This is a genomic window from Rhodococcus sp. NPDC059969 (assembly GCF_042738325.1).
In the GTDB taxonomy this organism is placed as follows: Bacteria; Actinomycetota; Actinomycetes; order Mycobacteriales; family Mycobacteriaceae; genus Rhodococcus_F.
Genome location: NZ_JBHWUF010000004.1, coordinates 23,703 through 44,233, shown reverse-complemented (window position 1 = coordinate 44,233; position 20,531 = coordinate 23,703). Strand labels below are relative to the sequence as shown.

The 20,531-nt window shown below is 64.6% G+C and carries 19 protein-coding genes; 15 read left to right on the top strand and 4 right to left on the bottom strand.

Going from position 1 to position 20,531, the window contains the following annotated elements; all coding sequences use genetic code 11:
- Nucleotides 1-19: 19 nt before the first annotated feature.
- Entirely contained in the window at nt 20-799 is a 780-nt protein-coding gene (locus ACFWAD_RS13955; RefSeq protein WP_296555256.1) for a bifunctional 2-polyprenyl-6-hydroxyphenol methylase/3-demethylubiquinol 3-O-methyltransferase UbiG, read from the bottom strand.
- A gap of 271 nt (nt 800-1,070) precedes the next feature.
- Between ACFWAD_RS13955 and ACFWAD_RS13950 the strand changes: the two genes are divergently transcribed.
- The 9 genes from ACFWAD_RS13950 (at nt 1,071) to ACFWAD_RS13910 (ending at nt 10,847) form a co-directional block, all read left to right on the top strand.
- On the top strand, nt 1,071-1,871 hold the full coding sequence (locus ACFWAD_RS13950; protein WP_003944754.1) for an electron transfer flavoprotein subunit beta/FixA family protein: 801 nt from the start codon (nt 1,071-1,073) through the stop codon (nt 1,869-1,871).
- Between the two features lie 48 nt (nt 1,872-1,919).
- On the top strand, nt 1,920-2,876 hold the full coding sequence (locus ACFWAD_RS13945) for an electron transfer flavoprotein subunit alpha/FixB family protein (protein WP_003944698.1): 957 nt from the start codon (nt 1,920-1,922) through the stop codon (nt 2,874-2,876).
- A 135-nt stretch (nt 2,877-3,011) separates the two neighbouring features.
- Nucleotides 3,012-3,848: a GNAT family N-acetyltransferase gene (locus tag ACFWAD_RS13940; RefSeq protein WP_378544680.1), complete on the top strand. Its 837-nt coding sequence runs from the start codon at nt 3,012-3,014 to the stop codon at nt 3,846-3,848.
- Nucleotides 3,848-4,747: a lysophospholipid acyltransferase family protein gene (locus ACFWAD_RS13935; RefSeq protein WP_378544677.1), complete on the top strand. Its 900-nt coding sequence runs from the start codon at nt 3,848-3,850 to the stop codon at nt 4,745-4,747. The genes ACFWAD_RS13940 and ACFWAD_RS13935 overlap by 1 nt, the downstream gene beginning before the upstream one ends.
- A gap of 52 nt (nt 4,748-4,799) precedes the next feature.
- Nucleotides 4,800-6,029, top strand: a complete 1,230-nt coding sequence (locus ACFWAD_RS13930) for a cysteine desulfurase family protein (protein WP_378544674.1) — start codon at nt 4,800-4,802, stop codon at nt 6,027-6,029.
- Nucleotides 6,029-7,141, top strand: coding sequence for a tRNA 2-thiouridine(34) synthase MnmA (mnmA, locus tag ACFWAD_RS13925; RefSeq protein ID WP_378544671.1), 1,113 nt, complete (start codon nt 6,029-6,031; stop codon nt 7,139-7,141). The genes ACFWAD_RS13930 and mnmA overlap by 1 nt, the downstream gene beginning before the upstream one ends.
- Nucleotides 7,138-8,160 carry a methionine synthase gene (locus ACFWAD_RS13920; protein WP_378544668.1) on the top strand — a complete coding sequence of 341 codons (1,023 nt, stop codon included), beginning with the start codon at nt 7,138-7,140 and terminating at the stop codon, nt 8,158-8,160. The genes mnmA and ACFWAD_RS13920 overlap by 4 nt, the downstream gene beginning before the upstream one ends.
- A 69-nt stretch (nt 8,161-8,229) precedes the next feature.
- Nucleotides 8,230-10,311: an NAD-dependent DNA ligase LigA gene (gene ligA / locus ACFWAD_RS13915; protein WP_378545336.1), complete on the top strand. Its 2,082-nt coding sequence runs from the start codon at nt 8,230-8,232 to the stop codon at nt 10,309-10,311.
- A 47-nt stretch (nt 10,312-10,358) separates the two neighbouring features.
- Complete coding sequence (locus ACFWAD_RS13910) at nt 10,359-10,847, top strand: GNAT family N-acetyltransferase (RefSeq protein WP_230812805.1); 489 nt, start codon at nt 10,359-10,361, stop codon at nt 10,845-10,847.
- 13 nt (nt 10,848-10,860) lie between these two features.
- Here ACFWAD_RS13910 and ACFWAD_RS13905 read toward each other — a convergent pair whose 3' ends face one another.
- The gene (locus ACFWAD_RS13905) at nt 10,861-11,511 is read right to left on the bottom strand and encodes an amino acid-binding protein (protein ID WP_378544665.1); all 651 of its coding nucleotides are present in this window, start codon (nt 11,509-11,511) and stop codon (nt 10,861-10,863) included.
- A gap of 278 nt (nt 11,512-11,789) precedes the next feature.
- On the opposite strand from ACFWAD_RS13905, the gene gatC reads away from it, so the two are divergent.
- Nucleotides 11,790-12,089, top strand: a complete 300-nt coding sequence (gene gatC / locus ACFWAD_RS13900; RefSeq protein ID WP_003944747.1) for an Asp-tRNA(Asn)/Glu-tRNA(Gln) amidotransferase subunit GatC — start codon at nt 11,790-11,792, stop codon at nt 12,087-12,089.
- Nucleotides 12,086-13,564 (top strand): Asp-tRNA(Asn)/Glu-tRNA(Gln) amidotransferase subunit GatA, encoded by a 1,479-nt coding sequence (gene gatA, locus ACFWAD_RS13895; protein ID WP_283303696.1) that lies wholly within the window; start codon nt 12,086-12,088, stop codon nt 13,562-13,564. Before gatC ends, gatA begins: the two co-directional genes overlap by 4 nt.
- 57 nt (nt 13,565-13,621) lie before the next feature.
- On the opposite strand, the gene ACFWAD_RS13890 is transcribed toward gatA, so the two are convergent.
- Together ACFWAD_RS13890 and ACFWAD_RS13885 are read right to left on the bottom strand one after the other, a co-directional pair.
- Entirely contained in the window at nt 13,622-15,010 is a 1,389-nt protein-coding gene (locus ACFWAD_RS13890; protein WP_378544662.1) for an alpha/beta-hydrolase family protein, read from the bottom strand.
- Nucleotides 15,007-15,681: a hypothetical protein gene (locus ACFWAD_RS13885; protein ID WP_378544659.1), complete on the bottom strand. Its 675-nt coding sequence runs from the start codon at nt 15,679-15,681 to the stop codon at nt 15,007-15,009. Before ACFWAD_RS13885 ends, ACFWAD_RS13890 begins: the two co-directional genes overlap by 4 nt.
- Before the next feature lie 164 nt (nt 15,682-15,845).
- Between ACFWAD_RS13885 and ACFWAD_RS13880 the strand changes: the two genes are divergently transcribed.
- The 4 genes from ACFWAD_RS13880 to gatB all read left to right on the top strand — a co-directional run bounded on the left by ACFWAD_RS13880 (nt 15,846) and on the right by gatB (nt 20,476).
- Entirely contained in the window at nt 15,846-17,120 is a 1,275-nt protein-coding gene (locus tag ACFWAD_RS13880) for a sensor histidine kinase (protein ID WP_378533856.1), read from the top strand.
- Between the two features lie 9 nt (nt 17,121-17,129).
- Nucleotides 17,130-17,792 carry a response regulator gene (locus ACFWAD_RS13875; protein WP_378544656.1) on the top strand — a complete coding sequence of 221 codons (663 nt, stop codon included), beginning with the start codon at nt 17,130-17,132 and terminating at the stop codon, nt 17,790-17,792.
- 115 nt (nt 17,793-17,907) lie between these two features.
- Nucleotides 17,908-18,939 carry an ATP-dependent 6-phosphofructokinase gene (locus ACFWAD_RS13870; RefSeq protein WP_283303701.1) on the top strand — a complete coding sequence of 344 codons (1,032 nt, stop codon included), beginning with the start codon at nt 17,908-17,910 and terminating at the stop codon, nt 18,937-18,939.
- A 25-nt stretch (nt 18,940-18,964) separates the two neighbouring features.
- Nucleotides 18,965-20,476: an Asp-tRNA(Asn)/Glu-tRNA(Gln) amidotransferase subunit GatB gene (gene gatB, locus ACFWAD_RS13865; RefSeq protein WP_378533854.1), complete on the top strand. Its 1,512-nt coding sequence runs from the start codon at nt 18,965-18,967 to the stop codon at nt 20,474-20,476.
- Nucleotides 20,477-20,531 lie beyond the last annotated feature (55 nt).

Here is a 20,531-nt window from a genome sequence, read left to right as displayed (position 1 = left end):
GTGACGGGTGTTGCGTTACTCACTCGCCGGTTTCCTTCACGGCAATAGCGACGAGGTCGAGGCTGTCGTCGATGTCGGGTTCGCTGATGCTGAAATCGTCGACGGTGATGCCCTCGACGTCGCGGGTGAGATCTTCCGGCCAGGGCTCACCGGCCAGCGCGCGGTCGATCTGCGCATTGATGAACGATCCGCCGTGCTTGGCGTCGAGTTCCTTCAGACGCGAACCGTGGTGCACACCGGTCATCAACTGAACGCGGAATCCGGCGTCTTCGAGCAATTCGGTCATTTCGGCGGCGTTGAGCTCACGAGTGTGGAAAGGGTTGAGCGGCGTGTCGCGGCCGGGGGAGAAGGTGATCCGGTTGGGGGTGCTGATCAGAAGTTCACCGCCGGGAGCGAGAACTCGGAAGCACTCGCGCAGGAACTGACCCTGATCCCACAGGTGCTCGATCACCTGGAAATTGACGACGACGTCTACGGAGTTGTCGGCCAGTGGAAGCTCGGCGAGGTTGCCGTGAAGCATCTCGACGCGGGGGTAGCGAGCACGGACGTGTTCGACCGCGGAGATGTCGTAGTCGAGGCCGGTAACCTTCGTTGCGACGTCGGCAATCATGTTGGCGCCGTAGCCTTCTCCGGATCCGGCTTCGAGGACTCGGCGATCCGTGCAGCGCTCCAGAAGTGCGCGGTACACCACTTCGTGGCGTCGGAACCAGTAGTTCTCCTCGGGGATTCCTGGCACCGTTCGTTCGCCCGTCAGGGGCAGGGGTGCGTCCTCGTGGTTGCTGACACTCGTTTCACTCACCCGTGCGAGATTAGTGCCATCCGAGTAGAACGTGTTCGCCGTGGTCCAGATCACTGCTGTCAATTCCTGTTCGTGCCGTTATGGTGGACGAGGTTCCACGTTAAGTTACCCACCGGTAACTTAACGTGGGGTAATCTAACGCACAGCCGACGTGAACCGAGAAATCCGCCCGTAGGGAGACCTGTCGGACTCTCTTTTCGGACGCTCGGACTGCGCGAGCACCACAGACGATTTATCAGGTGAATTACACACAGGAGGTCGACGAAGACCCATGACGAATATCGTTGTTTTGATCAAGCAGGTCCCCGACACATGGTCCGAGCGCAAGCTGACCGACGGCGACTACACGCTTGACCGTGAAGCCGCCGACGCAGTCCTCGACGAGATCAACGAGCGCTCCGTCGAAGAAGCACTCCTCATCAAGGAAGCTCAGGGCGGTGAGGTAACGGTGCTGTCCGCAGGTCCCGACCGCGCCACCGACGCTATCCGCAAGGCTCTGTCGATGGGCGCCGACAAGGCTGTCCACATCAACGACCCGGCACTGCACGGCTCCGACGCGATCCAGACCGCATGGACCCTCGCTGCTGCTCTCGGACAGATCACCTTCGAGAACGACGAGCCTGCCGACCTGATCATCGCCGGCAACGAGGCCACCGACGGCCGCGTCGGCGCTGTCCCGGCCATCATCGCCGAGTACCTGGGCATCCCGCAGCTCACGCAGCTGCGCAAGGTCGTCGTCGCCGACGGCAAGATCACCGGTGAGCGCGAGACCGACGAGGGCGTCTTCGGCCTCGAGGCTTCGCTGCCCGCGATCGTCTCGGTCACCGAGAAGATCAACGAGCCGCGCTTCCCGTCCTTCAAGGGCATCATGGCCGCGAAGAAGAAGGAAGTTCTCGTCTACACGCTGGCCGACCTCGGAGTCGACCCGGAGACCGTCGGAGTTGCCAACGCCGGCACCACCGTGACGTCCTCCACCCCGAAGCCCCCCCGTACCGCTGGTGAGCGCATCGTCGACGAGGGAGACGGTGGCACCAAGATTGCCGCTTACCTCGTCAGCAACAAGGTCATCTGATCGCGCCCTTCTAGACATCCAGCAGAAGAACTCAGGGAGAGTTAAGTCATGGCAGAAGTACTTGTGCTCGTAGAGCACGCAGAGGGTGCGCTGAAGAAGGTCAGCACCGAACTCATCACCGCTGCACGCGCACTCGGTGAGCCGTCGGCAGTTGTCGCCGGCCCCGCGGGCACCGCAGCAAAGCTCGCCGACGCGCTGGCAGCAGCCGGCGCCGAGAAGATCTACGTCGCCGAGTCCGACGACATCGACGGCTACCTCGTCACCCCCAAGGTCGACGTTCTCGCCGCTCTGGTCGAGTCCACCAGCCCGGCAGCAGTCATCACCGCAGCCGGCACCGAGGGCAAAGAGGTTGCCGGTCGTCTGGCCGCACGTCTGGGCTCCGGACTGCTGACCGACGTCATCGAGATCAAGGCTGACGGCACCGGCGTCCACTCCATCTTCGGTGGCGCGTTCACCGTCGAGGCCAAGGCCAACGGCGACGTTCCCGTCTACTCGGTTCGTCCGGGTGCCGTCGAGGCTGCTCCGCAGGCCGGCGCAGGCGAGCAGATCACCGTCGAGGTTCCGGCTCAGGACGAGAGTGCCGTCAAGGTCACCTCGCGTGAGCCCATCGTCGGCGGCGACCGCCCCGAGCTCACCGAGGCGTCGGTTGTCGTCTCCGGTGGACGTGGCGTCGGCAGCGCGGACAAGTTCTCCGTCGTCGAAGAGCTGGCCGATTCCCTCGGCGCTGCAGTCGGTGCTTCGCGTGCCGCTGTGGACTCGGGCTACTACCCCGGACAGTTCCAGGTCGGTCAGACCGGTAAGACGGTCTCCCCGCAGCTGTACATCGCGCTCGGCATTTCCGGTGCCATCCAGCACCGCGCCGGCATGCAGACGTCCAAGACCATCGTCGCGGTCAACAAGGACGAAGAGGCACCCATCTTCGAGATCGCCGACTTCGGCATCGTGGGCGACCTGTTCAACGTCGCACCGCAGCTCACCGAAGCTGTGAAGTCCCACAAGGGCTAAAAAGCACAATCTGCTGTGCGCCTTTATCAACCCCCCGCGGTTGATAAAGGCGCACAGTGCTTTATTCACCCGGCCTGCATCGGTATGTCACTTCGTCGATACCGGGATGCCGTTCGCGCTCGATAAACCTTGCGCATGACAATTACGTCAGTCCTTCGCTCCGCGAGTGACAATCTCGGCCGTGAGGTCGCCCAGCCGAGATATTCCCTGATCGTCTCCTCCGACCGCGAGCATCGTGTCGCTGCGCAGCGTCTTCGATACCGAGTGTTCGCCTCCGAGCCAGGCTTCTCCCTCCCGGCAACGGCTGGGGTGTTCGAACTCGACGCCGACGCCTTCGACGAATTCTGTGATCATCTTCTCGTTCGTGACAACATCACCGAGGAGTACGTCGGCTGCTACCGAATGCTGCCGCCGGATTCCGCTGCGGCGGCCGGCGGGTATTACACCGCAACGGAATTCGACATCTCCGCGCTCGACCCGGTGGCGAACAGGATCGTCGAGATGGGTCGCGCGTGCGTCGATCCCGCTCACCGCACCGGATCCGTCCTGAGCCTGATGTGGTCGGGCATCCTGCACTACCTCGAACTGACCGGATACGAGTGGGTGATGGGTTGCGTCTCCGTGCCCATCCTGCCGCGCCCCGATGCCATCGCCGGCGCAGATGTCCGCGGCGTGCGTGACTTCGTGATGAACAAGCACGCCAGCCCGGTTGCGCGACGGGTGACACCTCGAAACCCGGTGGTCCTCGGCGGCCGGACGCTCGACGAGATTGCCGCACCGGAACGCCTCACGATGCCACCCTTGCTCCGCGGCTACCTACGGATGGGCGCGACAATTTGCGGGGAGCCTGCTCACGATCCCGAGTTCGGCGTGGCTGATTTTGTTGCGCTGCAAGGCCTTCACTCCGCAAACAAGCGTTATCTCGAACGGCTGCGATCGGCGGCCGCCGCACACGAGTCGGGGATCGGCTGATGACCGCGGCGGCGCCGTACTGGGTACCTACGAGCCCCTGCGGCGACGGGTGTCTACCCGCGGACGAACCCGGTGTGTCGAGTATCACCGTGATTGCCCGCGGGGTCATGGTCGGTGCCGCCCTGGTGACAGCGCCGGTGCTGTCGGCCGGCTGGCTGCTCCCACGCACCTGGCGCACTGAGATGCAACGCGGATACTCGCGGGCGTTGCTGCGCTGTCTGGGGATGAAGCTCACGGTCGACGATCAACGGTTGGGGCGCGCCGAACCGGCGGGCGTGATGGTTGTCGCCGGTCACGTGTCCTGGACCGATGTACTGGTCGCGAGCGCCGTCGCTCCGGCCAACTTCGTCGCCCGCGCCGACCTGCTCGACTGGGCAGTGCTCGGCGGTCTCGCTCGGCGGATGCGCGTCGTACCCATCGATCGAGCACGACTGCGGGACCTCCCCGGAACCGTCGACGTCGTGCGCGAACGCCTGCAGCGCGGTGTCCGCGTGATGGTTTTTCCCGAGGGGACGACCTGGTGCGGCCGAGCGTACGGCGGTTTCCGCCCGGCGATGTTCCAAGCTGCCGTCGACGCCGAATGCCCGGTTCAACCGATGGCGATCCGATACGAGAACGCCGACGGTTCCCTGTGCACCGGACCGTGCTTTGTCGGCACCGAAACGATCGGTCAGTCCATCCGTCGGATCCTGCGTCAGAAGAACGTCGAGGTGAAGGTCAGGCTGGCTCCGCTCGAGGAGGCAGGGGAGTGCCGAGCCGATCTCGCGCAGCGATGCGAGAGAGCCGTACGCGGCGTCGACGTCATCGATCTGGCAGCTCACGACATCTTCGACCCCGCACCGGAACTCGTGACACAAGCCGTGGGACAAATCGATCCCTCCCCGGCGATGAGCGCTTAGCCTGCTGAGCGAGGCTGGGCGAGCTCTCGTGCTGGGCTATCCTTGTCAAGCCATGACTCTGCCTGCACACAGTGCCCACGCCGGATTTCCGGTGTACCTCGATCATGCCGCCACGACTCCGATGTCGGCAGCCGCTATCGAGGCGATGACCGATACCTTCAAAACCGTGGGCAACGCGTCCTCGCTGCACGGCTCCGGCCGGGCGGCCCGGCGCCGCGTCGAGGAATCGCGCGAATCGATCGCCGCCAGCCTGGGCGCGCGGCCGTCGGAGGTCATCTTCACCTCCGGGGGAACCGAGAGCGACAACCTCGCGGTCAAGGGCATCTACTGGGCTCGCCGTGACGCCGATCCACGACGCACTCGCATTCTGGCCAGCTCCGTCGAGCATCATGCTGTGCTCGACGCCGTCGAGTGGCTCGAGCAGCACGAGGGCGCGCGCGTGACGTGGTTGCCGGTCGACGAGAACGGTGTGGTCGATCCGCAGACGTTGCGCGACGAACTGTCCGTCCACGCCGACGAAGTAGCACTGGTGACGGTGATGTGGGCCAACAACGAGGTCGGCTCGATCATGCCGATCGTGGAGTTGGCGGAGATTTCGGCCGAGTTCGAGATTCCGATGCACAGCGACGCGGTCCAGGCCGTTGCTCAATTGCCCGTCGACTTCGCAGCGAGCAAGTTGTCCGCGCTGAGCATCGCGGCACATAAATTCGGTGGTCCCCACGGCGTCGGTGCACTCTTGCTCGGACGCCAGGTTCCCTGTGTGCCGCTCCTTCACGGCGGTGGGCACGAACGTGATCTGCGTTCGGGCACTCCGGATACCGCGGGAGTTGTCGGAATGGCTGCGGCGCTGCGCGCAAACGTCGAGAACTTCGATTCCAGCACAAGGGAATTGGCGCAGCTGCGTGACCGTTTGATCGAGGGAGTCCTGGAGATCCTTCCCGAGTCGGTGCTCAACGGCCCGACCGGTTCCGATCGGCTTCCCGGTAACGCACACTTCACCTTTCCCGGCTGCGAGGGCGATTCGTTGCTGATGCTCCTCGACGCAGCAGGTATCGAATGTTCCACCGGTTCGGCCTGCACTGCCGGTGTGGCCCGGGCCAGTCACGTGTTGATCGCGATGGGCGTCGAATCGCCCGTAGCGCGTGGCTCACTGAGATTTTCGCTCGGACATACGTCGAGTGTCACCGATGTGGATGCGCTGCTCGCAGCGCTTCCACAAGTAGTAGAGCGCGCTCGGGCCGCCGGTCTTGCCGGTGCCGGTTCGCGTGGAGGGGATCGCTGATGCGAGTACTCGCAGCCATGAGCGGAGGTGTCGACTCCGCTGTCGCCGCCGCCCGCGCTGTTGCCGCCGGACATGACGTCGTCGGCGTTCATCTTGCGCTGTCCACGGCGCCGGGCGCATTGCGTACGGGTTCGCGGGGTTGCTGCTCGAAGGAAGATGCCGGCGACGCCAGGCGCGCCGCCGACGTCCTCGGAATCCCCTTTTACGTCTGGGATTTCGCCGATCGCTTCAAGGAAGACGTGATCGACGACTTCGTGGCGTCCTACGCGGCAGGTGAGACCCCCAACCCCTGCCTGCGTTGCAACGAGAAGATCAAGTTCACCGCACTCGCCGATCGTGCGGTCGCTCTCGGCTTCGACGCCGTGGCGACCGGTCACTACGCACGCCTCGAAGACGGCGTGCTGCGCCGGGCGGTCGACGCGGACAAGGATCAGTCGTACGTCCTCGGTGTGCTGACGGCAGAGCAGCTTTCACGCGCGATGTTCCCGATCGGTGACACCCCGAAGGAACAGATCCGCGAGGAAGCGGCCGAGCGCGGCCTCGCTGTGGCGAACAAGCCTGACAGCCACGACATCTGCTTCATCCCGACCGGTGACACACGAGCATTCCTGGGTGCGCGCATCGGCGTTCGTCCCGGAAGCGTTGTCGACGCCGATTCCGGTGAAGTCCTCGCCGCGCACGACGGCGTCCACGGCTTCACGATCGGACAGCGCAAGGGTCTCGGCGTCGAAGGTCCGGCGGGTGACGGCCGCCCGCGGTACGTGACCGCGATCGAGCCCGAAACCGGAACGGTCCGAGTGGGTTCGGCCAAGAACCTCGACGTCTGGGCCATCTCGGCGCAGCGTGCGGTCTGGACTTCGGGCCAGGCGCCGGAAGGCCCCGTCGAATGCATGGTGCAGGTTCGTGCGCACGGCGGACTGGCACAGGCCGTCGCGGAGGCCGTCGATGACGGTACTTCGAGCGGCGGTATCTCGATTTCGTTGCGCGAACCACTGACCGGCGTCGCAAAGGGTCAAGCTGTCGTGTTGTATCGCCCCGACAGCGAGCTGGGCGACCAGGTTCTCGGCAGTGGCACCATCTCGGGCACCGAATCCGAGCCGAACACACTGTGACGCAGCAGGTTTCCATCGGTGGCCTCGTCACCGGAATCGGATCCTGGCCGGGCACGGATGCCCGCGAAAGTGCCGCAACCATCCTCGGAGAGCTTGGCGGTTTCCCACATCTGGTGGAGCTGCCGAGCCGGGGTCTCGGCGCAGACATGGTCGGCCGGGCAGGCGCCATTTTGGTCGACATCAACCTCGACGCCTCGACACGTGCCTATCGCGTCGTGCCTCGGCGGGGCAACGTCGCGAAGCGGGCCGAGGACTTCCTGAATCAGGATCTCGACGCACTCGAGGAAGCCTGGGAGTCGGCTCGCTTGGTCGGCGGAGATCACGTGATCAAGCTTCAAGCTGCCGGCCCGTTGACGCTCGGCGCCGAGATCGAGGTCGCGAACGGCTCACGAGTTCTCGTCGACCGCGGGGCGCTCCGCGACATCGCCGAATCACTCGGTGAGGGTCTCGCGCGTCATGCGGCCGAGGTCACTCGCCGGACCGGCGCCGCAGTGGTGATCCAGTTGGACGAGCCTCAGATCGCGGCCGTACTGGCCGGTTCGCTGCCAGGGCGCACCAAGATGGAGAGCGTTCCGGCTTTGCCCGAACCCGAGGCGCTCGCCGTTCTCGACTCGACGATCAGCGGTTGCGGGCTGCCCACGATCGTCCACAGCTGCGGCGCCGACATGCCGTGGGATCTATTGAGGCGAAGTCAGGCGTTCGGCGTGAGCTTCGACATGTCGCTCATCGGCTCACGCGATCTCGACGGTATCGGCCAGTTGTTCGACGCCGGCAAGGAATTGGCGCTCGGTCTGGTTCCGTCCGTGGAGCCGGAAAAGCCGGTGACGTGGAAAGAGTGCGCGATTCCCGCCGTCACGCTGATCGATCGTCTCGGATTCTCGCGTGAACTCCTGCAGAACCAGGTCGCGGTCACTCCGCGTTGTGGTCTTGCGGGTGCGAGCCTGGAGTGGGCTCGTGCCGCTCTTCGACTGAGCACAGACGTCGGCAAGGCATTGGTGGACGATCCGTCGGCGTTCTGATGCGTGGAGTCATGTGGTGTGTCGGTGTGACCCGATAATCTTCTAGCTGTGACTGAAACCGCGGATGCAATGCAGCCAGCGCCCAACGAGGCGCGCGAGCAGTGGACGGAGCTGGCCGAAGAGGTACGCCAGCATCAGTTCCGCTACTACGTTCGTGATGCGCCCGTCATTTCGGACGGTGCATTCGACACATTGCTCGGGCAGCTCAATGCTCTCGAAGAGCGGTATCCGGATCTGCGGACTGCCGACTCTCCGACGCAACTGGTCGGCGGCGGATTCGCGACGGACTTCACCTCCGTCGATCACCTCGAGCGGATGCTCAGCCTCGACAACGTCTTCGACGAGTCCGAACTGCGTGGATGGATCGCCAAGGTAGAGCAGGAAACCGGGCCCGAACTGCACTATCTGTGCGAAGTGAAGATCGACGGTGTTGCACTCAACCTTGTCTACGAGAACGGCAAACTCGTGCGCGCCGCTACCCGCGGCGACGGTCGCACCGGCGAGCTGGTCACACTCAACGCCCTGACGATCAACGACATCCCGGAGCGGCTCACCGCCACGGACGAGTACCCGATTCCGAGCCTGCTCGAGGTGCGCGGTGAGGTGTTCTTCCGCCTCGAGGACTTCGCTGCACTCAATGCCTCGCTGGTGGAGGAGGGCAAAGCGCCGTTCGCCAATCCGCGCAACTCCGCGGCGGGCTCCCTGCGTCAGAAGAATCCGGCCGTCACCGCGCGTCGTCGCCTCGGCATGATCTGCCACGGGTTCGGACGCATGGAAGGTTTCGATCCGGCTTCGCAGTACGACGCCTACGTGGCCCTCGCCGCCTGGGGTCTGCCGGTGTCCACGCACACCTCGCGGGTGGTCGGCGCCGACGCCGTGGTCGAGAAGATGAAGTACTGGGGAGAACATCGCCACGACGTCGAGCACGAGATCGACGGCCTGGTGGTCAAGGTCGACGAGATGTCGTTGCATCGACGTCTGGGCACCACGTCTCGCGCACCGCGGTGGGCGATCGCGTACAAGTACCCGCCGGAAGAGGTCACGACCAAGCTCCTCGACATCCGGGTCAGCGTCGGGCGCACGGGACGCGTGACGCCGTTCGCGTACATGGAACCCGTCACGGTGGCAGGTTCCACTGTGTCCTTGGCCACGCTGCACAACGGATCCGAGGTCAAGCGCAAGGGTGTGCTGATCGGCGACACCGTGGTGTTGCGTAAGGCCGGAGACGTCATCCCCGAGGTCCTCGGGCCCGTGGCAGACGTGCGCGACGGTACCGAGCGCGAGTTCGTCATGCCGACGCACTGTCCCGAGTGCGGCACGTTGTTGGCACCGGCAAAAGAGGGCGACGTCGACGTGCGATGCCCCAATCAGCAGTACTGCCCGGCGCAGTTGCGCGAGCGCGTGTTCCACGTTGCCGGTCGCGGGGCGTTCGACATCGAGGTGCTCGGATACGAGGCCGCGACCGGTCTGCTGGAAGCGAAGGTCATCGGCGACGAGGGTGATCTCTTCTCCCTCGACGCCGAGAAACTGATCGATGTTCCTATCTTCCGTACCAATGCGGGAGCACTGTCCGCCAACGGAAAACGCTTGCTGGCCAATCTTGATTCGGCCAAGGACAAGCCGCTGTGGAGAGTGCTTGTGGCACTGTCGATTCGGCACGTCGGCCCTACTGCCGCCAGGGCGTTGGCCGGCGAATTCGGTTCGTTGCAACGCATTCGGGAAGCGTCAGTCGACGAGTTGGCTGCAGTGGACGGCGTCGGATCCACGATCGCGGCGGCGGTCGTGGAGTGGTTCTCCGTCGACTGGCACCAGCAGATCGTCGACAAGTGGGCTTCGGCCGGAGTACGCATGGAGGACGAACGAGACGATTCGATTCCGCGCAATCTCGAGGGCCTCTCGATCGTTGTCACCGGTTCGCTCGAGACGTACTCGCGAGATCAGGCAAAGGAAGCGATTCTGGTGCGCGGGGGCAAGGCGGCAGGTTCGGTGTCGAAGAAGACAGCCTTCGTCGTCGTTGGTGAAGCGCCCGGTTCCAAGCACGACAAGGCCGTCGAATTGGGTGTGCCGGTGCTCGACGAGGACGGCTTCCGGCGGTTGCTCGAAGATGGCCCGGATGCAGTCGCTCCCACCGAATTGGACGCAGCAGAGTGACTTTGTCCGATTTCTGAGATTGACGTGTGGGGTGCCATAGTGACGCCATGATCGAGATTCGTGAAGTTCTGCCGGCTGAGTTCGAGACCGTCGGTGAGCTGACTGTGCAGTCGTACGTGGGCGGCGGATTTGTCGCCGACGGATCCCCGTACGCGGAGCGCCTGCGCGACACCGCAACTCGGGTGGAGCAGGGGCGGGTGCTGGTTGCCGTCCTCGGCGATCAGGTCGTGGGTTCGTTGACGATTGCCGAGCCCGGTACGCCCTTCGCCGACGTTGCGCAGAAGGGTGAACTCGAATTCCGCATGCTCGCGGTCTCTCCGCAAGCTCGAGGATCGGGCGCCGGAACCGCATTGGTTCGCGCAGTGATCGCCGACGCATACGATCGCGGCGATCACTCGGTGGTCATTTCGACGCAGCCCGAGATGGTCGATGCGCGTCGTATCTACGACCGAAACGGTTTTGTCCCCGATCCCGAGCGCGCGTGGGAGCCCATTCGCGGCATGGAACTGACCGTCATGGTTCGCGGTCTGGCCTGACTATCCAGCCTGGCTAACCCAGCACCGTCGCTACGATTCCTGCAAGGTAGCCGAGGCGGGCTATCTCCGAGGGGCGGAATTCGGGTCCACCGGGGCGGCCGAGCATGAGGACTCGATTGCCGGAACCGAGAGGTGCGGCAGCGAGGCTGGTGTTCATGTCGCGCCATACGTCCGGAACCCAATCCGCCTCGCCGTCGAGGGCGGTGGGCTTGTCCAGCGGCATCCACGGAATATCGGTCGCATGAGTTTCCGGAGCGCCTGCGCTACCGACGACACGGTAAGCCCCGTGCTTGCCGATGTCCGCGATGACGCACCAGCCGACACGGAGGACACGCGGCGCGCCGTCGACGAGAACCTGTAGTCGATCGTTTTTGGCGGTGGCGACGGAGTCGATCAGCTCGAGTTCGCGGTGAGTGTCGAGAATCCCGGCGTAGGGGCGGATCGAATCGACCAGCACGTCGGGCAGATGCTCCGCAGCGGTGATCAAAGTGTCGGGCAGTGCGCCGGGTTCGACGTCGACCACGAGGTCGTCGATGGCAAATCCGTCGCCCCGTTCCACGACGTCGAGAGAGAGGATGTCTGCGCCGACGGAACCGAGTGCCACGGCGAGAGCGCCGAGGCTACCGGGTCGGTCGGGCAGTTGGACGCGAAGCAGGTACGACACGTGCGTGCCTTTCGCTGATCGGTTCTCGCCCGGATCACGTCGACCCGGGCCACACCCATCTTTGCACTTGCTCAGCACCCGTTGGTGGGCGCCGCGGCGGGGTCACACCGGGTGCACATGCTTGTCACACGAGCGAAACACGAGGTGGATTCGACGTGGCGGTGGACACAGTGGGCGCGCATACCGGTCGACACAGCAGGCGTGCTTACAGGTCTGTGTCGGTGAGGAACTAGGCTGGACCGGCAATGTTCACGTCCTCTTCCGAAAGGGGCCCCGCGGTGCCTGCCATCTCCCGTGACGAGGTCGCGCACCTCGCGCGGCTGTCCAGACTCGCCCTGTCCGATGCCGAACTCGACGAGTTCGCCGGTCAGTTGGATTCGATTCTCAACCACGTCAAGGTGGTCACCGAGGTTGCGGCCGACGACGTCCCGCCCATGGCGAACCCCAATGCCGTCACCAACGTGACGCGCCCCGACGTGATCGTGCCCGGGTTGACCCCCGAGCAGGCATTGTCCGGAGCACCCGCAGTCGAACAGGATCGCTTTGCGGTTCCGCAGATCCTTGGAGAGGGCGAATGACCGATCTGACCACGCTGGACGCCGCTGAGCTGGCCGGCAAGATCCACTCGCGTGAGGTGTCCTCGGTAGAGGTCACGCAGGCGCATCTCGACCGCATCGCTGCCGTCGACACCGAGTACCACGCATTCCTGCACGTCGCCGGCGAGCAGGCTCTCGAAGCCGCCGCAGCAGTGGACAACTCGCTCGCAGGCGGAAACGAACCCGCTTCGGCACTCGCCGGCGTTCCGATCGCGTTGAAGGACATCTTCACCACGACGGACATGCCGACCACCTGTGCGTCGAAGATTCTCGAAGGCTGGGTTGCGCCGTACGACGCGACCCTGACGTCCAAGCTGCGCGCTGCCGGCATCCCGATTCTCGGCAAGACGAACCTCGACGAATTTGCGATGGGCTCCTCGACGGAGAACTCCGCCTACGGTCCGACACGCAACCCGTGGGACGTCACCCGCATCCCCGGCGGATCCGGAGGCGGTAGCGCGGCAGCACTCGCATCCCGTCAGGCTCCACTGGCGATCGGTACCGACACCGGCGGATCGATCCGTCAGCCGGCTGCGGTCACCGCGACGGTCGGAACCAAGCCGACGTACGGAACCGTCTCACGCTTCGGACTCGTCGCGTGCGCGTCCTCGCTCGATCAGGGCGGCCCCTGTGGTCGCACCGTGCTCGACACCGCACTGCTGCACGAGGTCATCGCCGGACACGATCCGCGTGACTCCACCTCCATCGACGCCCCCGTGCGTCCGGTGGTTGCCGCAGCACGTGAAGGTGCAAACGGCGACCTTCGCGGCGTGAAGGTCGGTGTTGTCAAGGAACTGCACTCCGACAGCTACCAGCCCGGCGTCATCGCCTCCTTCGACGCCGCAGTCGAGCAGCTCAAGGCTCTCGGCGCCGAGGTTGTCGAGGTCTCGTGCCCGAGCTTCGAGCACGCGCTCGCGTCGTACTACCTGGTGCTGCCGAGTGAGGTGTCGTCCAACCTGGCTCGCTTCGACGCCATGCGCTACGGACTGCGTGTCGACGAAGGCAACATGAGCGCCGACCAGGTCATGGCCGCAACTCGTGCCGCCGGTTTCGGCCCGGAGGTCAAGCGTCGCATCATGATCGGTACCTACGCACTGTCCTCGGGCTACTACGACGCCTACTACGGCTCGGCGCTCAAGGTCCGTACGCTCATCGCGCGCGATTTCGACAAGGCCTACGAGAAGGTAGACGTATTGGTGTCGCCGACCAGCCCGTTCACCCCCTGGAAGTTGGGCGAGAAGGTCGGCGATCCGCTGGCCATGTACCTCTCCGACCTGTGCACGCTGCCGACCAACCTGGCCGGACACTGCGCGATGTCGGTGCCCTCGGGTCTGTCCGCGGACGACAACTTGCCGGTGGGCCTGCAGATCATGGCGCCCGCCATGGCTGACGAGCGCCTTTACCGTGTCGGTGCCGCCTACGAAGCTGCACGCGGCCCGATCGCGACTGCAGTCTGACCTGTTTGCTGTGCGCCTTTATTAACCCCCCGCGGTTGATAAAGGCGCACAGCAGTTTCAGGAGCAAGTTCTCAGGGCCGTCCCCTGATCAGTTCCGTAGCGATGGCCGTGGCCGGCGGGAACACCGAGCGAACCGAGCATGTCTGCGGTCGTCTGCAAGAACGTGACGCCTGGAATCCACTGCGGGATCGGGGCATCCTGGACGGCGCGGCTCAGGTCCGGCTTCTGCGTCGCGAGGGCGGGGGACCACCACACCACCGGGTCGGACGTGTTCGCGAGAACGGTTGCGCCCTCCGTCCGCGTCGCGCCCGCCGGGGGACCGGCCCACAACACGTCGCACGCGGTGGTGGGGCTTTTCTCCATCAACGCAGCACTGCCCCCGACGGCGCCCAGGCTCTGTCCGTAGAGGAACAGGTCCGGTCGCTCTTCGGTCGGCATCGAGGCGATGTGTGTACCGATCGCAGTAAACAGAGCGGTGGCTGAATCTTCGGCTTCGTCCCGGCTGAACAGGAACGTCGCCCAGCTGGGTGCGTCGGAGTATTGCTGGCCGACTATCGCGACGTCGCCGCCGAACCGTTGCTCGATACCGTCGACTGCGTGCGTGTCGATCCACCCCGAGCCGGTCGGAACCGCCACCACGACGCTGTTGCGGGCAAACCCACCGACGCGATCGAGTTCACTCACGGCGAGAGCGGCACGCGATGCGGCATCGGGTGCGGAATCCAAACCGGCGTAGACGCGCACCGAGTCTTCGCCTGCTGCGACGAATTTGCGTCCCTCCGCCCCCATCGACGTCCAGGAGATAAGAGATTCGGGGCTGCCTGACACGGAGGCCGAAAGTGGCTGCGTCAGAGCAGTGTCGATGTACGCGTTGGACTTGTCGAACGAATCGGCGAGGCCGTTCCACACGACGGGACCGACGACCAACTGCACTCCGAGAACACCCATGACCAGTGCGCCGACGCTCCGCGCGAAACCCATCCACCGCAGCGCCTTCGAAATTCCGACCCCGATGCCCCAGAGACCAAGTGCGGTCAGTGCTGCAATGCAACCCGCCTCCGCCCAGTGGAGAAGTCCGGCAGACGGTGCGCCCATCGCCGCTCGCAACGAGTTCTGCCAACTGGAGGCGGCGAAGACAGCAATCGCGGCGGCGGCCGTCGACAACCCCAACGCGCTGATGCGCCAATGATGTTCGTCGAATCGGGCCTTCACGCGATCAGAGACGAGCCGACGCGCAACCGCGGAGAACGCCCACATCGCCAGTAGTCCGGCCGCGACGAGCAGACCGCTGAACACACCCTGGAGCACGGCTGATCTCGGCAGCAGTCCGGGAGCAAGTGAGATGGCGGACATCGCTGCCACGGCGACGCTCGTCGACACTCGGGGGAGTGCGGGCGCCCCGACTCGGGCGAGGGCAGGGGTCCGTGACGCATTCAGAACGCTCATGCTGCAACCGCTTTCGGAGAGGAGGAGAACCCGTTCGACGGATCGAGACGCCGCGACCGCACGAGGGTGAAGCCGAGGGCGGAGACAGCGAAGACTCCGGCCGCGCCGTAACCGAAGCCTGATTCAGCGACCGGTGTCAGATAGCTTTGGCGCCAGGAATTTCCGTTCACGGCTGTGACGGCTACATCGGCCATCGCGAAGCAATACCCTCGTGAGACAAAAGACGTCCGCTCTTCACACGCGGCATGCATTCGCTCGTCGAGCTGACCGTCGAGGACCTGACGTGCCCACGGCCCCAGTTCAGTTCCGTGCGAATGCGCGTAGCGGAGCAGGTCGTAGCCGAGATCGTGCGCTTTGCAGGCCGAGTCGAATTCGTCGGGAAGTGGGACCGGCGACGAGCAGTCGCCGTGAGGATTGGCGAGATATCCATCGACGACGGTGGGGGTGTAGCCCGCGAATGCCGCAAAGTCTGCCGGGATGGTGGTCACAGCGTCAGAGGCATCCGCGGTAGTCACGGCGGCGATCGCCCTGGATGCGTTCGAGTTCTCGGTGCGCGGCGGCTCGGCGCCGCTCGATCCGGCAGTGACGATGATTGCCGCCGTTGCCGCCAAGGCCATGGCAGCCCAGGTGCCGCCGCTTCGAGAGAGGTCTTTCACTCGTGTGATCCGCATGCCGTTCACGCTATGAACGGACAATCCTGGCGGTCATCGCTCTGTGGAGGGGTTCTCCGACGCCGATTCGGGTGAGAATTCCCTCCCCTGTGATACCTCGGAGGTAGGGGGATCTCACACTGCAGTATGAGGACTTTCGGGGTTCGCCTTCATAGGCTTGACGGGTGATCAAGGTCCGAAGGAAGAACAGGGGCGCACCGGATGCGCCCGCACCGACATTCGCCACTGCCGGGTCGATGCTGTCCGGCCTCGACGGGGCGGTAGTGCATTCGGAGAAAGTGCGCCGCGCAACCCGTTTCGTGGCCCACGGTCAGTTCTGGAACTTCGTCATAGTCGCGGTCACCTTGATCCTCTACGCGATCGCGTGGCCGACACTGCAACTGACGCATCATGTTTCGCCGCCGATCATGCCGTTCGTCGCCGCGTTGGCCGCCTTTCCGTTTGTCCTGATCCGGATCAACGCACCGTTGGGGTGGGCGGTGTCGGCGGTGTCGGCACTGATCATTCCGTTGGTGTTCGACAACACGCCCGGTTACGACTATCCGTGGCAGGTCGTCCACATCATCGTGCTGATGTGTTTGCTCGCCGCGGTGAGTCTGCGAGCGCCCATTCAGGTTGTCGGTGTCGCCTGGATCGCCACGGTGCTGCTCTTCCTCGGCAACGCCCCGGGAAGCGACGGAGCGGGTTGGGCTGTCGGGCTGAGTGCCCTGGTGGTCTTCTGCCTGTTGATCCGCTGGTTGGTTCTCTCGCGCCGCCAGTTGGCCAAGCAGGAGGAAGTCAGTGAACTCGAACGCACTCGGCGAACGATCCTCGAGGAGAAGGCGCGGATCGCCCGCGACTTGCACGACATCGTGGCCCACCACATGTCGATGGTGGTCGTGCAAGCGCAGAGTGCGCCGTACCGACTCGATGCCGTCACTCCGGAGATCCGGACCGAATTCGAATCGATAAGTGAGACAGGGCGAGCCGCGCTCAACGAGATTCGTGGTCTCCTCGGAGTGCTGCGCAGCGATGGTGACTCTGTGGTGACGGCCCCGCAACCGGGCGTCGACCAGTTGGACGAACTGCTGCTCGGCAGTACACGTGCCGGACTTCCGGTGTCGTGGCGAGTCGACGGAGATCGAGCGTCGGTCTCGGAATCCACGGGACTTGCGCTGTACCGGATCATTCAGGAGTCGATCACCAATGCGGCCAGGCATTCACCTGGCGGACCCATCGAAGTCGCTGTGGCGTTCGGCCCGCAATCGGTGAGCGCGCTCGTGAACAACGGACCTTCGCCACTGGGTGGCAATCAGCACTCGGTGTCGGAAACCACTGGTGGCAATGGAATACGCGGAATGCGTGAGCGGGCTTCGGCCGTGGGTGGCATGCTGTTGGCAAACCGGCGCGAGGACGGAGGGTTCGAGGTCCGGGCCGAGTTGCCGTCGATGCCCGCCTAGGCTGTCCGAGTGCCCATCACAGTATTCATCGCAGACGACCAGGCGATGGTTCGACAAGGGTTCGGAGCCCTACTCTCCGCCCAGCCCGACATCAGCGTGATCGGCGATGCGCCGGACGGCAAGATCGCCGTCGCCGAGGTCGCGCGATTGCGTCCGGATGTGGTGTTGATGGATGTTCGCATGCCCGAGATGAACGGACTCGACGCTGCCCGCCAGATTCTGTCCGCCGGATGGGAACCGCCGGTGCGAGTCCTCATGCTCACCACTTTCGACATCGACGACTACGTCTACGAGGCACTGAGCGTCGGGGCGAGTGGGTTCATGCTCAAGGATGCACCGGCCGAGGAACTGATTCGGGCGGTACGCGTGGTCGCCGAAGGGCAGGCCTTGCTGGCGCCGACGGTGACGCGTCGGCTGATTGCCGATGTGACCAGCCGGCGGGCGGCCCCGCGCGCACGGCCCGCAGCGCTCGACGCCCTGACCCCGCGTGAGCGCGAGGTCCTCGAACTGATCGCCCGCGGATTGTCCAACATCGAGATCGCCGAGCGGCTGTTCGTCGCCGAGCAGACCGTCAAGACCCATGTCGGGAAGGTGCTGTCGAAGCTCGATCTGCGAGATCGCGCCCAGGCAGTCGTGTTGGCGTACGAAAGCGGGCTCGTCACGCCAGGTTAGCGATCCCGTACGGCGCGGCGTTGCGGCTCGGCAACGCCGCTATCCTGCGGCAATACGGTGACTGGGGGAAGATGGACACCAAGATCCACAATCCGGTCACGAGAGGTGCTGCACTATGCGAATCGGAATCCTCACGGGCGGCGGCGACTGCCCGGGCTTGAACGCGGTCATCCGCGCCGTCGTACGTACGTCGGCCGGTCGTTACGGCAGTACCGTGGTCGGATTCCGGGACGGCTGGCGAGGACTTCTCGAGGACCGCAAGGTCCCTCTCGATGCGGACGATCGCATCAACCGCATCCTCACTCGCGGCGGCACGATCCTCGGCACCGCTCGCGTGAACCCCGACAAACTGCGCGCGGGTCTCGATCAGATCAAGCAGACCCTCGACGACAACGGGATCGACGTCCTGATCCCGATCGGCGGCGAAGGCACACTCACTGCGGCCAGTTGGCTTTCCGAGAGTGGCGTGCCCGTGATCGGCGTGCCCAAGACGATCGACAACGACATCGACTGCACCGACGTGACTTTCGGTTTCGACACCGCCTTGGCCGTCGCCACCGACGCCATCGACAGACTCCACACCACGGCCGAATCACACCAGCGGGTCATGCTCGTCGAGGTCATGGGCCGGCACGCGGGCTGGATCGCGCTGCAAGCCGGACTGGCGTCGGGGGCACACCTGACGCTGGTTCCGGAACAACCGTTCGACGTCGACGAGGTGTGCGCGATGGTCAAGAAGCGCTTTCAGCGCGGTGACTCCCACTTCATCTGCGTCGTCGCCGAAGGCGCGATGCCCGATCCCGCGTCGATGACTCTGCGCGAGGGTGGCATCGACGAGTTCGGTCACAAGATCTTCACCGGAGTCGCGCAGCAGCTCGGTAACGAGATCGAGCGTCGGATCGGCAAGGAAGTTCGCACCACCGTCCTCGGACACATTCAACGCGGCGGCACCCCGACGCCGCACGATCGCATCCTCGCCACCCGCTTCGGCGTACATGCCACCGACGCAGCTCACCGCGGAGATTTCGGTCAGATGGTCGCCTTGCACGGAACGTCCATCGACCTCGTTCCGCTCGCCGAGGCGACCCGCAAACTCAAGACGGTGCCCAAGGAGCGCTACGAGGAGGCAGCCGCATTCTTCGGCTGAGCCGCAGACGCATAAACTGATCACCATGACTGCTGTCGATGCGCCCGACATCCTCGATTACGACGAAGTACTGACCAAGTACGAGCCTGTGATGGGTATGGAGGTGCACGTAGAACTCGGCACCGCGACCAAGATGTTCTGCCCGTGCCCCACCGAGTTCGGTGCCGAACCCAATACCCAGGTGTGCCCGGTCTGTCTGGGCATGCCCGGTTCGTTGCCGGTGGTGAACGCAGCTGCTGTCGAATCCGCGATCCGGATCGGCCTTGCGCTCAACTGCTCCATCACACCGTGGGGTCGATTCGCGCGTAAGAACTACTTCTACCCGGATCAGCCGAAGAACTACCAGATCTCCCAGTACGACGAGCCGATCGCGACCGAGGGCTACCTCGACGTGATCCTCGACGACGGCACGACGTGGCGTGTCGACATCGAGCGCGCGCACATGGAAGAGGACACCGGAAAGTCCTTGCACGTGGGCGGTGCTACCGGCCGTATCCACGGCGCAAGCCACTCACTACTCGACTACAACCGTGCCGGTGTGCCGTTGGTCGAGATCGTCACCAAGACCATCCACGGTGCCGGCGAGCGCGCTCCCGAGGTTGCCCGTGCCTACGTGACGGCGCTTCGTGATCTGCTGAAGTCCCTCGACGTCTCCGACGTGCGGATGGATCAGGGATCGATGCGTTGCGACGCCAACATTTCGCTGATGCCGATCGGCGCCGAGGAACTCGGAACGCGTACCGAGACCAAGAACGTCAACTCCCTCAAAAGTGTCGAGGTCGCGGTTCGCTACGAAATGCGCCGTCAGGCAGCAGTTCTCGACGCCGGCGGTGAGGTCATCCAGGAGACCCGCCACTTCCAGGAAGCCGACGGCACCACCGCCGCCGGACGCCGTAAGGAAACGGCCGAGGACTACCGCTACTTCCCGGAGCCCGATCTCGAGCCTGTTGCCCCGAGCGCCGAGTGGGTGGAAGAACTGCGCGGCACCTTGCCGGAGCTTCCCTGGATTCGCCGCGCGCGGATCCAGAAGGACTGGGGAATCTCCGACGAGGTCATGCGCGACCTCGTCAATGCCGGTGCCATCGATCTGGTGATCGCGACCACCGAGGCCGGTGCGTCGCCCGAGGCAGCGCGGTCGTGGTGGCTGTCCTACCTGTCACAGCAGGCCAACACCCGTGGCGTCGAACTCGGTGCTCTGCCGATCACCCCGGCGCAGGTTGCGCAGGTCGTCGCTCTCATCGACAGCGGCAAGCTCAACAACAAGGTCGCTCGCCAGGTCGTCGATCACGTCCTCGACGGCGAAGGTGATCCGGAGCAGGTTGTCGCGGCGCACCCGGAGTTGGTCGTCGAACGTGACGAAACCAAGCTCAAGGCAGCCGTCGACGAAGCGCTCGCAGCCAACCCCGACATCGCGGACAAGATCCGCAGTGGCAAGGTGCAGGCCGCCGGAAAGATCGTCGGCGACGTCATGAAGGCCACCCGTGGGCAGGCAGACGCGGCTCGTGTGAAGGAACTTGTCATCGAGGCGTGCAGCTAATCCTCGGTAGCGAACGCTGATGCCCGGCCGAATCGAATTCGGCCGGGCATCAGTG

Bases quoted from the DNA above. Each gene is read 5' to 3' on its own strand.
- gatA (WP_283303696.1), top strand. From the start codon at position 12,086: ATGACCGATCTGACCACGCTGGACGCCGCTGAGCTGGCCGGCAAGATC.
- ACFWAD_RS13935 (WP_378544677.1), top strand. From the start codon at position 3,848: ATGACCGCGGCGGCGCCGTACTGGGTACCTACGAGCCCCTGCGGCGAC.
- gatB (WP_378533854.1), top strand. From the start codon at position 18,965: ATGACTGCTGTCGATGCGCCCGACATCCTCGATTACGACGAAGTACTG.
- ACFWAD_RS13930 (WP_378544674.1), top strand. From the start codon at position 4,800: ATGACTCTGCCTGCACACAGTGCCCACGCCGGATTTCCGGTGTACCTC.
- ACFWAD_RS13885 (WP_378544659.1), bottom strand. From the start codon at position 15,681: ATGCGGATCACACGAGTGAAAGACCTCTCTCGAAGCGGCGGCACCTGG.
- ACFWAD_RS13910 (WP_230812805.1), top strand. From the start codon at position 10,359: ATGATCGAGATTCGTGAAGTTCTGCCGGCTGAGTTCGAGACCGTCGGT.
- ACFWAD_RS13945 (WP_003944698.1), top strand. From the start codon at position 1,920: ATGGCAGAAGTACTTGTGCTCGTAGAGCACGCAGAGGGTGCGCTGAAG.
- ligA (WP_378545336.1), top strand. From the start codon at position 8,230: ATGCAGCCAGCGCCCAACGAGGCGCGCGAGCAGTGGACGGAGCTGGCC.
- mnmA (WP_378544671.1), top strand. From the start codon at position 6,029: ATGCGAGTACTCGCAGCCATGAGCGGAGGTGTCGACTCCGCTGTCGCC.
- ACFWAD_RS13890 (WP_378544662.1), bottom strand. From the start codon at position 15,010: ATGAGCGTTCTGAATGCGTCACGGACCCCTGCCCTCGCCCGAGTCGGG.
- ACFWAD_RS13940 (WP_378544680.1), top strand. From the start codon at position 3,012: ATGACAATTACGTCAGTCCTTCGCTCCGCGAGTGACAATCTCGGCCGT.
- ACFWAD_RS13870 (WP_283303701.1), top strand. From the start codon at position 17,908: ATGCGAATCGGAATCCTCACGGGCGGCGGCGACTGCCCGGGCTTGAAC.
- ACFWAD_RS13950 (WP_003944754.1), top strand. From the start codon at position 1,071: ATGACGAATATCGTTGTTTTGATCAAGCAGGTCCCCGACACATGGTCC.